The organism is Dellaglioa sp. L3N (genome assembly GCF_054941095.1).
Genome location: NZ_CM142928.1, coordinates 1,253,534 through 1,268,140, shown reverse-complemented (window position 1 = coordinate 1,268,140; position 14,607 = coordinate 1,253,534). Strand labels below are relative to the sequence as shown.

The window sequence follows — 14,607 nt, the reverse complement described above, 5'->3', positions numbered from 1 at the left end:
GTTTTACGCCCCGCAAGAGAGCAGGTGCACTATGCATCATGAATTAGAATGGATTGAAGCAATTGCACCGGACATGATTAAAGCCTTAAAACAAAGATATTTTGTTTTAAGGCAGATAGAGTGGATGATGCCAGTTGGTCGAAGAGTGTTGGCCTCAACTTTAAATCTTAGTGAACGCGTTATGAGAACTGAAACAGATTTTCTGCGTAAGCAAGAACTCATCATCGTTGGTAAGTCAGGAATGACACTAACGGACAGGGGCTTATCAGTATTACATGGTCTTGAAAAAGTGATGGACAATTTAGTTGGTGTTCAGCAAAATGAACAAGAATTAAGTCGAATTTTAGGCATTAAGCATTGTTTGATTGTATCAGGTGATTCTGATGAACAACCTAAAGTTTTAGACGCAATGGGTAAAAGTTTAGCTGCGAAGTTAGCACTTTTATTGCCCGAAGGTAAAAATTTAATTGCGGTCATGGGTGGAACAACGATGGCTCAAGTAGCTGATCAGTTAACAACACGCATTTCAATTAAACGCGATTTAACTTTTTTACCGGCCCGAGGTGGTGTTGGCGAGTCAGTTGATATACAAGCCAACTCAATTAGTGGTAAAATGGCATTACATACAGGAGGGAATCATAGAGCCTTGTATGTACCCGAACAATTAAGTGAGAAAACGTACGAGCCTCTTCTTGAAGAACCGAGCATTCAAGAAGTTTTGGGCTTAATCAAGGAAAGCAATGCTGTGATTCACAGTATTGGAGAAGCAATGCATATGGCTAAGCGTAGAGACATGTCTAGTGGTATAATAAGCATGTTGAAGAACGACAAAGCTGTAGGTGAGGCATTCGGATATTTCTTTGATGCTCAAGGTAAGGTCGTTTATAAGATTCCTCGTATCGGTTTACAAATAGAGGATCTCACGCATATAAAATGTATTTTCGCAGTTGCAGGTGGTCATTCAAAGGCTGAAGCAATTGTGGCATACATGAAACTTGCACCTAAACAGACGTGGTTAATCACGGATGAGGGTGCCGCAAACTCGATTTTAAAAAAGTAGTGTGTAAGCACGCTTTTTAAAATAAATAAATCTTCATTTCCTAAAGGAGGAAATTTAAGTATGTCAGTAAAAGTTGGTATTAACGGTTTTGGTCGTATTGGTCGTTTAGCTTTCCGTCGTATTGCTGAAGTTTCAGATAACATCGAAGTTGTAGCAATCAACGATTTAACTTCTCCATCAATGTTGGCTCATTTATTAAAATATGATACAGCCCATGGTAACTTCGACGCAGAAGTTAGCGCAACAGATAATGGTATTGTTGTTAACGGTAAGGAAATTCCTGTATATGCAGAAGCAGATGCATCAAATATTCCTTGGGTTAAAAACGATAATGTTGATATCGTATTAGAATCAACTGGTTTTTACGCATCAGAAGAAAAAGCATCAGCACATATCAAAGCTGGCGCAAAACATGTTTTAATCTCAGCTCCAGCTGGTAAAATGCCTACAGTTGTTTACGGTGTTAATGATGACATCTTAACTGCAGATACAAAAATCGCTTCTGCTGGTTCATGTACTACTAACTGTTTAGCACCACTTGCTGGCGCTATCAACGATGCCTTTGGTATCCAAGTTGGTACAATGACAACAGTTCATGCTTACACAGCTACACAAAAATTACAAGATGGTCCTGATCGTGGTGGAAACTTACGTGCTGCACGTGCTGCTGCAAGTAATACTATTCCTCATTCTACTGGTGCTGCTAAAGCTATCGGTATGGTAATCCCTGATCTTGTTGGTAAATTGAATGGCCATGCACAACGTGTCCCAGTTATCACTGGTTCATTAACAGAATTGGTTACAATTTTAGATTCTAAAGATCTTACTGTTGACCAAGTAAATGCTGCTATCAAAGCAAGAACTGAAAACAACGAATCATTCGGTTACAATGCTGATGAAATCGTTTCTTCAGATATTATTGGTACAAGTTTTGGTTCAATCTTTGACCCAACACAAACAGAAGTAACTGGTACTGGTTCTAACCAATTGGTTAAAACTGTTGCTTGGTACGATAACGAATCTGGCTTTACAGCACAAATGATTCGTACATTAGAAAAATTTGCTGGTTTAGAAGCATAAGCTAGTCAAACTTTTTTAACCGCATAGTTACTATGCTTAGGCGGAGGGAGGCAATACTCCCTCTGCCTTTTTATTTAATCAAAATTAAACAGGAGGCTATTATAATGGCTAAATTAATTGTTTCAGATTTAGATGTTACTGACAAAAAAGTTTTAATCCGTGTTGATTTTAATGTTCCTATCAAAAATGGTGTGATTGGTAATGATAACCGTATCGTTGCTGCATTACCAACAATCAAATATGTAACTGAAAATGGTGGTAAAGCCATTCTTCTTTCTCATCTTGGTCGTATCAAAACTGAAGATGACAAAAAAGAATTATCATTACGTCCAGTTGCAGAACGTTTATCTAACTTATTAAACAAACCTGTTACTTTTGTTCCTGCTACACGTGGTCCTCAATTAGAAGACGCAATTGCAGCAATGAAAGACGGCGATGTTTTAGTAATGGAAAACACACGTTTTGAAGATTTAGATGGTAAAAAAGAAAGCAAGAACGATCCTGAATTAGGTAAATACTGGGCTTCACTTGGCGATTTATTCGTCAATGATGCTTTCGGTACAGCTCATCGTGCACATGCTTCTAACGTTGGAATCTCAAGCAACATGGACCAAGCTGCTGCTGGATTCTTAATGGAAAAAGAAATCAAATTCTTGGGTGAAGCTGTTGACGAACCTAAACGTCCATTTGTTGCTATCTTAGGTGGCGCAAAAGTTTCAGATAAGATTGGTGTTATTTCTCATTTACTTAAAAAAGCTGACAAAGTTATCGTTGGTGGTGGTATGACTTACACTTTCTACGCTGCTAAAGGTATGAAAATTGGATCATCATTAGTTGAAACTGACAAAATTGATTTAGCTAAACAAATCATTGAAGAAGCTGGCGACAAATTAGTCTTACCAGTTGATTCAATTGTTGCTGAAAAATTTGATAACGATGTTGAACATAAAACGGTTGATGGTGACATTCCTGATGGTTACATGGCTTTGGATATCGGACCTAAATCTGTTGCTGAATTTAAAGACGTTTTAAAAGATGCTAAAACAGTTGTATGGAACGGACCAATGGGTGTTTTCGAAATGAGTAACTACGCTAACGGAACACTTGAAATCGGTAAATTCTTGGGTACTTTATCAGACGCTACAACAATCGTTGGTGGTGGTGATTCAACTGCTGCTGTTCAACAATTAGGTGTTGCTGATCAATTAACTCATATCTCTACTGGTGGTGGCGCTTCACTTGAATACCTTGAAGGTAAAACATTACCAGGTATCGCTGCTATTACAACAAAATAATTTTTAATTAAATTGTTGTAAGTAAACTGTCTATTAACGAAAGGAAGTTATTATTTTGCGTAAACCAATTATTGCTGGTAACTGGAAAATGAATAAAGGCCCTAAAGAAACTGCAGAATTCGTTGCAGGTCTTAAAGGTAAATTACCAGATTTTAAAGATGTTGAATCTGTTATTGCTGCTCCTGCAGTAGATTTACAAACATTACTTGATGCTGCTAAAGGCACAGACTTAAAAGTTGCTGCTGAAAATGCATACTTCGAAGACGAAGGTGCATTTACTGGCGAAACTTCACCAAAAGTTCTTTCTGAAATGGGTGTTGATTACGTTGTTATTGGACATTCAGAACGTCGTCAATACTTCGGTGAAACTGATGATGATATTAACAGAAAAGCACATGCTATTTTCAATAATGGTATGGTTCCTATTATCTGCTGTGGTGAAACGTTAGAACAACGTCAAGCCGGCGAAGCAGAATCATGGGTTCAAGGACAAGTTTCTGCTGCATTGAGAGGCTTATCTGTTGAACAAGTTAGTCTTGCTGTTATTGCATACGAACCAATCTGGGCTATCGGTACTGGTGAAACAGCTACTTCTGACCAAGCACAAGAAATTTGTGCAGTTGTTCGTAAAACAGTTGCTGATTTGTATGACCAAACAGTTGCTGATAAAGTTCGTATCCAATACGGTGGTTCAGTTAAACCTGGTAACGTCGTAGAATTAATGGGTAAAGAAGATATTGATGGTGGTTTAGTTGGTGGTGCAAGTATGGAACCTGCTTCATACTTAGACCTTGTTAACTTCAAAGCATAATTCGATTTTTAACTATTAAAAAGATTGAAAATGAACCAATAAACTATTAAAATAGTGGTAAGGGTGTTAAATCCCGGCCAAAAAATGTTTTTAAAGGAGAGTACAAATTTATGTCAATGATTACAGATATTTATGCACGCGAAGTTCTAGATTCACGCGGTAACCCAACTGTTGAAGTTGAAGTTTACACAGAAGACGGCGCAATGGGCCGCGGAATTGTTCCTTCAGGTGCTTCAACAGGTGAACATGAAGCTGTTGAATTACGTGATGGCGACAAATCTCGTTACATGGGCTTAGGTGTTACTAAAGCTGTTGATAACGTAAACAACATTATCGTTAAAGAAATTGTTGGATTTGACGTTACTGATCAAGTTGGTATTGATAAAGCTATGATCGCATTAGATGGTACACCAAACAAAGGTAAATTGGGCGCTAACGCTATTTTAGGTGTTTCAATTGCTGCTGCTCGTGCTGCTGCTGATGAATTAGAAATTCCTTTATACAGTTACTTAGGCGGATTTAACGCACATGTCCTTCCAACTCCTATGATGAACGTTATCAATGGTGGATCACATGCTAATAACAGTGTTGATTTCCAAGAATTCATGATCATGCCTGTTGGCGCACCTTCTATCAAAGAAGCTGTACGTATGGGTTCAGAAACATTCCATAACTTACAAAAGATTTTAGCTGAAAAAGGCTATTCTACTGCTGTTGGTGATGAGGGTGGTTTCGCTCCTGATCTTAAAAACAACGAAGAACCATTTGAAATCTTAATCGAAGCAATCGAACGTGCCGGTTACAAACCTGGTAAAGATATTGCTATCGCATTTGATGCTGCTTCATCTGAATTCTACAATGCTGAAACTGGCAAATATAGATTACAATATGAAGGCGAAAATGGTAAAGATTACACTTCAGAAGAAATGGTAGCATTCCTTGAAGCAATCGTTGACAAATACCCAGTTATCTCAATTGAAGATGGCTTGGATGAAAACGATTGGGAAGGCTGGAAGATGATGACAGCTAAATTGGGCGCTAAAGTTCAATTAGTTGGGGATGATTTATTTGTTACAAACACTGACTACCTTAAAAAAGGTATCGAAATGGGCGTTTCAAACTCAATCCTTATCAAAGTTAACCAAATTGGTACGCTTACAGAAACAATGGAAGCTATCGAAATGGCTAAAGAAGCTGGTTACACAGCTATCGTTTCTCATCGTTCAGGTGAAACTGAAGATACAACTATCGCTGACTTAGTTGTTGCAACTAATGCTGGCCAAATCAAGACTGGTTCATTGAGCCGTGTTGATCGTATCGCTAAGTACAACCAATTAATGAGAATTGAAGATAACTTAGAAGAAACAGCAGAATACAAAGGTATCCACTCATTCTACAACTTGAGTTCAGATGCTCGCGACACAATCATTAACAAATAATTCTTTATGAATTATGCGTTTTGATAAAAAGGTCGACCTAATAAAATTAGGTCGACCTTTTTATTTTAATTGTGATCTATTGTTGAATATTATAAGGTTGTGATGTATTATTTAGGCGAGAATGCTTAGGGGAGAATAAAACCAAGGGATTTGATAACGGATGAAGAAAGCAGAACGAATTGCATTAGAAGAAAAATTAACGGAAACAGTTTATGATCTTATTCTGAATCTGGAAACGACAGAGGATGAACGCAAGATATTGGTCATATTTAAAAATCATGTTGAAACAGGGATGTATTTTACAAAAGCTGAGTCGGATCTTGCTGAAGCCTTACGTCAGTTAGCAGTTCGTAATCTAAAATATAAAGTGAAATTAAGCCCTAATGTTGGTCAGTTGTATATGGATATTTCTACAAATGGTTTATTTAATAAAAATTTAGGTTGGGGATTAATCGCAATGAGTGGGACGCGATTGTTCTAAAACACTTAGTAACGAAAATAATAGCTTGAAAAAGAATTATCTAAATTTAGATAATTCTTTTTTGTTTAATGGTTATATGAAAAACATTGGATTTTAGCATATACTAGTAGTTGAAGAGGTGTATGAGTATTTATGACAAAACTAGGTATTAAAGAACGATTAAATTTAGTTAATCTCATCTTTATCTTAAGAGGATTATTGATTGGGTTAGTAACAGGAGTTGTCGTCAGTTTATTTCGATTAGCCATTATTTATGTTTTTAAATTGTTTAACTATATTTATCAAATGATTAACCAAAATATGTGGTTATTGATTCCAATGATTTTGTTGAGTTTTGCGATGGCACTAGGAATTGGAACGTTAATGAAACAAGAGCCAAATATTATGGGATCTGGGATTCCGCAAGTGGAAGGGCAACTTGCTGGAAATCTTGAAATGCGTTGGTGGTCCGTTTTATGGCGGAAATTTATTGGTGGTGTTTTAGGAATTGGTTCTGGATTATTTCTCGGTCGCGAAGGCCCATCTATTCAACTAGGTGCAGCTGTTGGACAAGGATTTGCAGAAATGACTAAACAGACTGAATCTGAACGTCGTATTTTGATTGCGGGTGGTGGTGCTGCAGGTTTATCTGCAGCTTTTAATGCACCGATTGCGAGTACCCTTTTTATTTTGGAAGAAGTTTATCATAATTTTTCGCCATTAATTTGGACAACGGCACTGGCAAGTTCAATTTCAGCTAATTATATTTCGTTGCATTTTTTTGGCTTAAAACCTGCATTACAAATGGTTAATATTCAAACCTTATCGTTGCCACAATATTGGCATTTGATTGTCCTAGGACTCATTTTGGGGCTTCTAGGCTATCTGTATCAGAGTGTATTGCTGAGAGCATCAGATTTATATAATATATTACATAAAATTCCTATTTTTTATCGCTCAATTGTGCCCTTTATTTTAGTCATCCCAATTGGCTTGTATTTACCCCGAACATTGGGTGGTGGGAATGATATTATTTTAAGTTTAGTTAAAAGTAATACATTAACGCTTTTATTGGGGCTTTTCCTTCTAAGATTTGTTTTTTCAATGATATCTTATGGTTCAGGTTTGCCTGGTGGTATTTTTCTACCGATTTTAACTTTGGGTGCCATTATTGGTGCTGCTTATGCTACTGCGATGATAGCATTAGGGTTACTACCAGCTAAATATTTAACTGATTTTATTATTTTTGGAATGGCAGGTTATTTTTCTGGTATTGGAAAAGCACCTTTTACAGCTATCTTATTAATTACAGAAATGGTGGGAAGTCTACACCATTTAATGCCATTAGCCATCATTTCATTGGTGTCGTTTTTAGTGATTGATGTTTTAGGCGGCGCACCGATCTATGACTCATTACTCAAAAAATTAATTGGCCAAAATGAAATTGATTTAGGTGGCAAAAAAGATCGACTTGAAACACCAATTTTTGCTGGATCAGAATTAGAAAATAAAAAAGTTTCAGAAGTAGATTGGCCTGAAAATAGTTTATTAATCACAGTTAGGCGTGGTGAAAAACAGCTGATTCCACATGGCGAGACTATTTTAAAAGCGGGGGATACATTAGTTCTTTTGACGGAACATCAAAATAGAGCAAACCTTCGAACAGAAATGGACGCTTTATCTGGATTTGAATCGCTTTAATAAAATAATAACGGTGGAAAATTAATGTAATCTGTGCTAAATTAGTATAGATATAGATTATCCAATTGGGGTAAGGAGGTAAATGATTTGACTAACATACTAACAATTTCAATTATTATTGTTTCAGTCTTAATGATTATCGCTGTAATGATGCAACCTGCAAAAACAAATAACGCATCAGGTGCCTTGTCTGGTGGTGGTGCTGACGATTTATTTAGCAAACAAAAGCCACGTGGATTCGAAGCATTTATGCAAAAGGTAACCTTCGTGTTAGGCGTTCTATTTTTCTGTCTAGCATTAGGTCTTGTCTATTTAGCTTCAAAATAATAAAAAAGCCTCCTGTGCAAATTAGTTGTTGCAGCAGGAGGCTTTTCTTTAGATATAAAAATGATAGTAATTCCAATATGGAAATGAAAATGAGGTATACATGGATAAAAAAATGCAAGAACTTATATTAAAGGAATTAAAAATTAAAGAAAATGAATCATTTAGTGTTGAAGAATTAACAGCTGCACTTGGATTAGAGGGTCAAGACTCGTTCAAGGAATTGGTTAAGATGCTTGCTGAAATGGAACGTAAACGTGAAGTGAAAATTACTTCTGAAGGTAAATTTCAAATTGCGCTTCAAACACCACAATTAGTTGGTATTTTTCATGCAAACGATCGTGGGTTTGGATTTGTAACTATTGATCCAGAACAACCTGACGTTTTTGTTAATCCAACACAAACAATGTCTGCCTTAAATGGGGATAGTGTTGAAATAGAAATTACAAGTCCAGCTAAGCCTGGGGATGACCGTGGCCCAGAAGGTAAAGTTAACAAAATTGTTGAACACAATGTGACTTCTATTGTTGGTGAGTTCGAGGTAGAGCCAGCTGATCTTGAAAATACAGGTGTAATTGGTCATTTAGTTGTTAAGAACAAGAAATTACAACGTTATAACTTGTTAGTTACGGGTGTTGGTTTACATCCAGTTGCTGGTGAAGTGGTTACAGCGGACATTACGGCTTATCCAACAAGTGAAAAACCTTTGGTTATTGAAACATTGGTTAAAGAAGTTGTGGGAAATAAAGACGATCCAGGTATGGATATTTTACAAGTCGTTTATCAACATGATATTCCTAGTGAATTTCCTGAAGACGTGATGGCACAAGCTGAAGCAACGCCAGATGTTGTCCTACCTGAAGAAAAAATAGGCCGTGTTGATTTAACAGACCAAAAATTGGTAACAATTGATAGTATTGATTCTAAAGATTTAGATGATGCTGTCACTGCTTGGAAACTGGATAATGGGAACTTCCATTTAGGTGTCCATATTGCAGATGTCTCACATTATGTCCAACCTGGCACGCCTCTTGATCGAGAAGCATACGAACGTGGGACTAGCGTTTATTTAACTGACCGTGTGATTCCAATGTTGCCTCATAAATTATCAAATGGGATTTGTTCATTGAATCCAAAGGTTGAACGTCTTGCAATGAGTTGTGAAATGGAGATTACACCAGAGGGGTATGTGGTTAACCACAAAATTTTCCAAAGTGTGATTAAAACAACAGAACGTATGACTTACAAAGCAATTAATAAAATTCTTGAATCAGATGATGAAAAAACAAAAGCAAAATATGAAGAATTAGTCCCAATGTTTGAAACAATGGGCGAGTTACATAAAATTCTTGAAAAGATGCGTAAAAAACGTGGTGCAATTAGTTTTGATGATAATGAATCTAAGATTATCGTTGATGAATCTGGTCACCCAATTGATATTCAAATCAGAACGCGTGGAACAAGTGAACGAATGGTTGAATCATTCATGTTGGCTGCTAACGAAACAGTTGCAGCACATTATGATAAGTTAAAAGTCCCATTTGTTTACCGTATTCATGAAACACCAAAAAGTGAAAAAGTTATGCGTTTCTTCGAAACATTAACAAGTTTTGGTATCGTTGTTAAAGGGGATAGTAAAAACGTAACCCCTAAAATGTTACAAGGTGTTTTAAAAGAAGTTGCTGGTAAGCCAGAAGAATCAATGGTTTCTGTTATGTTGCTTAGAAGCATGCAACAAGCTAAATATACAGATGAATCATTAGGTCATTTTGGGTTAGCCGCTACGGATTATACTCATTTCACGTCACCAATTAGACGTTACCCTGATTTGATGGTTCATCGTTTGATTCGTTTTTACGAAGAAAATGGTATTGGGGATGCTCAAAAAGAAAAATATGCTGAACAATTACCTGAAATTACAACGCATGCCTCACAAATGGAACGTCGTGCAATTGATGCTGAACGTGACACTGATGCAATGAAGAAAGCTGAATATATGGCTGATCATGTTGGCGAAACCTTTGAAGGGGTCGTTAGTTCAGTGATGAAATTTGGCGTCTTCGTATCATTGCCAAATACGGTTGAAGGTCTTGTTCATATTAGTAATATGAAAGATGATTACTATGAATACTTAGATATGCACATGGCTTTAGTGGGTAAGAGAACGAAGAGAACCTTCAGAATTGGTCAACCAATTGAAGTAAAAGTTGCCAAAGTTGATATTGAACAAAGTGCGATTGATTTTGAAATTGTTAATCCACAAAAGACACCAACTTCTGATTTACGAGGTAAGGGTGGTAACTTCAAACGTCCAGGGAATGGGCGTCCAGGCGATAAGAAACCTTATAATCGTAATGGAAAACCTGCTGGCAATGGTAAGAAACCATTCTATAAATCAGCTAACAAGAATAATGCACCAAGAAAAAATAATACACGTCAAAAATAATATCGGGGGGATTAAGATTGCGGAAAGAAAAGTCATCTTTTGATAAACCCTTAGCTCAAAATAAAAAAGCAAGACATAGTTATAATATTGAAAATACGGTTGAAGCGGGAGTTGTTTTAACCGGTACTGAGATTAAATCTGTCCGAAATAGTCGCATTAATTTAAAAGATGGGTTTGCGCAAATTAGAAATGGTGAAGCTTGGCTGATGAATGTGCATATTTCAACCTATGATCAAGGTAATCAGTTCAATCATGATCCACTTAGAAATCGCAAACTATTATTGCATAAAAAACAAATTGCTCAATTTGATGAAGCAACTAAAAATAAGGGTGTCACAATTGTCCCTTTAAAGGTCTACATTAAAAATGGGTTTGCTAAAGTGCTGATTGGTGTCGCAAAAGGTAAGAATGATTACGATAAACGTGAAACAATTAAGCGTCGAGATCAAGAACGTCAAATCCAACGTGTGCTTAAAAATTATTAAATAAAAAAGAAGTCGCCATTTTAAAATGACGACTTCTTTTTTTATTTAAGCTTGTTTGTAAAGGTCAGCAATTTGATTTTGAACATCTTTATTTTCTAAAAATTCATCATAAGTTGTGTCCGCACGATCAACCAGACCGTTTGGTGTAACTTCGATAATACGGTTAGCGATTGTTTGAATGAATTCACGATCATGAGAACCGAATAATAAGGCACTCTTGTAGTTTGAAAGACCTTCATTCAATGAAGTAATTGATTCCAAATCTAAATGATTAGTAGGATCATCAAGTAAAAGAACATTGTTTCTTGTTAACATCATTTTTGATAACATACAACGAACTTTTTCTCCACCTGATAAGACGCCAACTTCTTTATCGACTTCTTCACCAGAGAATAACATACGACCCAAGAATCCACGTAAGAAAGTATTATCACTTTCTTCCTTAGAAGCAAATTGGCGTAACCAATCGATGATTGTTAAATGTTCATCAGCAAATTGGTCATTGTTATCCTTAGCAAGGTAAGCCTGTGAAGTTGTAACACCCCATTGAACAGTACCTGTATCTGGTTTTAATTCACCAGAAAGAATTCTAATTAAAGTCGTAACGGCAATATCTGTTTCACTTGTGAAAGCTGTTTTATCATCTTTACCCAAGCTGAATGAGATATTATCTAAGATTTTGACACCATCAATTGTTTTTGAAACGCCACTAACTGATAATAAATCATTACCAACTTCACGATCAATTTCAAAGTTAATGAATGGGTAGCGACGTGATGAAGGTTGGATATCATCAAGTGTGATTTTTTCAAGCATTTTCTTACGGGAAGTTGCTTGTTTAGATTTAGAAGCATTGGCACTAAATCGGGCAACGAAATCTTGTAATTCCTTGATTTTAGCTTCTTTCTTTTCATTAGAATCATTTGCAAGTTTTGAAGCTAATGCACTTGATTCCATCCAGAAGTCGTAGTTACCAACGAATAATTTAATTTTACCAAAATCGACATCACACATATGAGTACATACGTTGTTTAAGAAATGTCTATCATGAGAAACAACAATAACTGTATTTGAGAAGTTAATTAGGAAATCTTCTAACCAGTTAATTGACTTGATATCTAGCCCATTAGTAGGTTCATCAAGTAAGAGAACATCAGGATTACCAAAAAGTGCTTGTGCAAGCAAAATTTTAACTTTTTGACTTTCCGTTAATTCACTCATTTTTTTGTCTTGCATGTCTTCACCAAAGCCCAAACCTTGTAAAAGTGTTGAGGCTTCTGATTCAGCTTCCCAACCATTCATTTCGGCAAAGTCAGATTCTAGTTCGGCAACTTTGATACCATCTTCATCAGAAAAATCAGCTTTTGCGTAAATAGCATCTTTTTCTTTCATAATGGCATAGAGTTCTTTATAACCCATAATGACTGTTTCAAGAACAGTATATTCTTCGAAGCCATAATGATTTTGTTGAAGCATAGTCATACGTTCATTGGGATCCAATGAGATTTTACCAGTACTTGGTGTGATTTCACCAGATAAAATTTTTAAAAATGTTGATTTACCAGCGCCGTTAGCACCGATTAGTCCGTAACAATTACCAGGCGTGAATTTTAAATTGACGTCATCGTATAACTTACGGTCTGAAAAACTTAAACTTACATTACTTACAGTTATCATTTAATACCCTCACTATCGTTTGTATAATCTATATATCATAGCATATTTTAGACCTAAAATGAAACAGTTTTGAAAATGAACACGAATAAAGTGATTATTTCTGAAAATGATGTCAAATTAGTCACAAGGCTGTAATATGAGTGATATTTTGTAATGTTCCTGACACATGCTTGACTTGTCAGTCCGATATACTCTATAGATAAGTTAATTAAGGGTTATGAAGGAGCATTATTTTGAACATTAGACATATTATTGTCCTTGGCGCAATTGTCCTTGGACTATTAGGTGGATCAGTTTCTGTTAGTGCAACATCTATCAGTGACTTAAAGAAACAAGAATCTTCTGCACAAGAAAAGGTTACGGCTGCTAATTTGAAGATTTCAAAGGCAATGACGAGTATTAATGCCGAATATTCAAAAATTGATAAACTGAATCAAGAAATTACTAATAAAGAGAAAAAGATTGGTTCGCAAGATAAATCAATTGATGATCAACAGGCACAATTAGAGACACGTATTGAAAATGCTAAAGATAGATTGAGAAGTTTACAAGTTAATGATTCAAGCAGTAAAATGGTTACGGCTATTCTTGAAGCTAAAAATGCAGGAGATTTTGTTAGTCGCTTGTATGCCGTTTCTGTCTTACAATCTGCTGATAACAAAACGATGAAAGATGTTTCAGTTAAGATTAAAATGATGAAAGAGGCTAAAGTTAAGCTAGAAACTGAGCAAGAGGCATTGAAGTCAAAAAAAGTTGAGACTAAAAAAGAAACAACAAAAATGAATCACCAATTAACATCTTTAAAAGGGACATTGGATGATTCAAAAAAAGAACTAGCTAAGGTTACAAAAGCAAAAAATGCAGAATTATCAAAAAAGGCAAGAAAAGCCAAAGAAGCTAAAGAGGCCGCCGCAGCCAAAAAAGCCGCAGAGGAAAAAGCAAAGACGGAAAAAGAGACGACTAAGAAAGAAAAAAGTGGCGACTCAACTAGTCAAAAAGCAAGTAACGATCTTTCTGGTAAAACAACTAAAAAAACGCTACAAATGGTCGCAACTGCCTATTCAGCAAATGCACCAGGGATGGGTACACATGGTTCGTATGGGTTAAGTTTGATGACGAATCCACAACAAATAGCTGTTGATCCATCAGTTATTCCATTAGGTAGTGTTGTCTGGGTATCTGGTTATGGTGTCGCAATTGCTGGTGATACTGGTTCAGCAATTAAAGGCAACCGAATTGATGTTCATTTCTTATCAAATGCAAGATGTTATGCATGGGGTAAAAAAAGTGTAACGGTAAAAATTTTAAATTAGACGTATGAAAAATAGGGGCTTGTGGTATAAGTCCCAGGAAAGAGACGACATTTAGAGAAAAATGTCGTTTTTTTGTACAATGGTGTAAAAATAAAGGGATTAAATGACGTTTCTAAGTGATTAGTTTGTAGACTACTAAATTGTTGACGAGTAAAATAATTAGAGTTAGAATGAAATCGTTTTAAAAGGGCTGTTACTTTAAATCTAAAAAGGGGATAATATTATGGGGGGAAATAAGCAAGTAGCTGTTGTTTCAGCTCACGTGAATGTTTCACATGGTGTTATTAGGGAGTCTCTTGCTTCTTGGAAACAACAATGAACGAACGTGTTAGACGACTAGCTGTAGTGCTTGTAATTGTATTAGGATACGCAGGAATCTTTACACAAAGTATACCTGTTTTACTAAGATATAATGTCGCAACAGTTTTAATCATACTTTTAAATATAAAAAAGATAAAGAAGTAATAAGCTTAGACAGAGCTAACCATATTAAGCGCCAGAAAAAAGACGACATTT

Annotated in this window: 12 protein-coding genes; 11 read left to right on the top strand and 1 reads right to left on the bottom strand. The window is 36.0% G+C overall.

The features are described 5' to 3' along the window. Positions 1 to 31 precede the first annotated feature (31 nt). The 10 genes from ACVPPR_RS06370 (at position 32) to smpB (ending at position 11,101) form a co-directional block, all read left to right on the top strand. The gene (locus tag ACVPPR_RS06370; RefSeq protein WP_462303918.1) at positions 32 to 1,060 is read left to right on the top strand and encodes a sugar-binding transcriptional regulator; all 1,029 of its coding nucleotides are present in this window, start codon (positions 32 to 34) and stop codon (positions 1,058 to 1,060) included. A 60-nt stretch (positions 1,061 to 1,120) separates the two neighbouring features. After that, the gene (gene gap / locus ACVPPR_RS06365; RefSeq protein WP_462298582.1) at positions 1,121 to 2,140 is read left to right on the top strand and encodes a type I glyceraldehyde-3-phosphate dehydrogenase; all 1,020 of its coding nucleotides are present in this window, start codon (positions 1,121 to 1,123) and stop codon (positions 2,138 to 2,140) included. Positions 2,141 to 2,244: 104 nt separating this feature from the next. After that, positions 2,245 to 3,435, top strand: coding sequence for a phosphoglycerate kinase (locus ACVPPR_RS06360; protein WP_462298581.1), 1,191 nt, complete (start codon positions 2,245 to 2,247; stop codon positions 3,433 to 3,435). Positions 3,436 to 3,490: 55 nt separating this feature from the next. Continuing rightward, on the top strand, positions 3,491 to 4,246 hold the full coding sequence (gene tpiA / locus ACVPPR_RS06355; RefSeq protein ID WP_462298580.1) for a triose-phosphate isomerase: 756 nt from the start codon (positions 3,491 to 3,493) through the stop codon (positions 4,244 to 4,246). A 110-nt stretch (positions 4,247 to 4,356) separates the two neighbouring features. Continuing rightward, complete coding sequence (eno, locus tag ACVPPR_RS06350; RefSeq protein WP_462298579.1) at positions 4,357 to 5,685, top strand: phosphopyruvate hydratase; 1,329 nt, start codon at positions 4,357 to 4,359, stop codon at positions 5,683 to 5,685. Positions 5,686 to 5,845: 160 nt separating this feature from the next. After that, positions 5,846 to 6,166 carry a bacteriocin immunity protein gene (locus ACVPPR_RS06345; protein ID WP_462298578.1) on the top strand — a complete coding sequence of 107 codons (321 nt, stop codon included), beginning with the start codon at positions 5,846 to 5,848 and terminating at the stop codon, positions 6,164 to 6,166. Positions 6,167 to 6,298: 132 nt separating this feature from the next. Beyond that, positions 6,299 to 7,846: a ClC family H(+)/Cl(-) exchange transporter gene (locus ACVPPR_RS06340; RefSeq protein WP_462303917.1), complete on the top strand. Its 1,548-nt coding sequence runs from the start codon at positions 6,299 to 6,301 to the stop codon at positions 7,844 to 7,846. Between the two features lie 87 nt (positions 7,847 to 7,933). Beyond that, positions 7,934 to 8,173, top strand: a complete 240-nt coding sequence (gene secG, locus ACVPPR_RS06335; protein ID WP_462298576.1) for a preprotein translocase subunit SecG — start codon at positions 7,934 to 7,936, stop codon at positions 8,171 to 8,173. A gap of 100 nt (positions 8,174 to 8,273) precedes the next feature. Next, complete coding sequence (gene rnr, locus ACVPPR_RS06330) at positions 8,274 to 10,616, top strand: ribonuclease R (RefSeq protein WP_462298575.1); 2,343 nt, start codon at positions 8,274 to 8,276, stop codon at positions 10,614 to 10,616. 17 nt (positions 10,617 to 10,633) lie between these two features. Further along, the gene (gene smpB, locus ACVPPR_RS06325) at positions 10,634 to 11,101 is read left to right on the top strand and encodes an SsrA-binding protein SmpB (protein ID WP_462298574.1); all 468 of its coding nucleotides are present in this window, start codon (positions 10,634 to 10,636) and stop codon (positions 11,099 to 11,101) included. A gap of 45 nt (positions 11,102 to 11,146) precedes the next feature. Here smpB and ACVPPR_RS06320 read toward each other — a convergent pair whose 3' ends face one another. Next, a complete protein-coding gene (locus tag ACVPPR_RS06320) occupies positions 11,147 to 12,778 on the bottom strand; it encodes an ABC-F family ATP-binding cassette domain-containing protein (RefSeq protein WP_462303916.1) in 1,632 nt (543 codons plus the stop codon). Positions 12,779 to 13,011: 233 nt separating this feature from the next. Between ACVPPR_RS06320 and ACVPPR_RS06315 the strand changes: the two genes are divergently transcribed. Continuing rightward, complete coding sequence (locus ACVPPR_RS06315; protein ID WP_462298572.1) at positions 13,012 to 14,091, top strand: 3D domain-containing protein; 1,080 nt, start codon at positions 13,012 to 13,014, stop codon at positions 14,089 to 14,091. Positions 14,092 to 14,607 lie beyond the last annotated feature (516 nt).

Coding starts and splice junctions, on each gene's coding strand:
- ACVPPR_RS06370 (WP_462303918.1), top strand. CDS start 32: ATGCATCATGAATTAGAATGGATTGAAGCAATTGCACCGGACATGATT.
- gap (WP_462298582.1), top strand. CDS start 1,121: ATGTCAGTAAAAGTTGGTATTAACGGTTTTGGTCGTATTGGTCGTTTA.
- ACVPPR_RS06360 (WP_462298581.1), top strand. CDS start 2,245: ATGGCTAAATTAATTGTTTCAGATTTAGATGTTACTGACAAAAAAGTT.
- eno (WP_462298579.1), top strand. CDS start 4,357: ATGTCAATGATTACAGATATTTATGCACGCGAAGTTCTAGATTCACGC.
- ACVPPR_RS06345 (WP_462298578.1), top strand. CDS start 5,846: ATGAAGAAAGCAGAACGAATTGCATTAGAAGAAAAATTAACGGAAACA.
- ACVPPR_RS06340 (WP_462303917.1), top strand. CDS start 6,299: ATGACAAAACTAGGTATTAAAGAACGATTAAATTTAGTTAATCTCATC.
- rnr (WP_462298575.1), top strand. CDS start 8,274: ATGGATAAAAAAATGCAAGAACTTATATTAAAGGAATTAAAAATTAAA.
- ACVPPR_RS06320 (WP_462303916.1), bottom strand. CDS start 12,778: ATGATAACTGTAAGTAATGTAAGTTTAAGTTTTTCAGACCGTAAGTTA.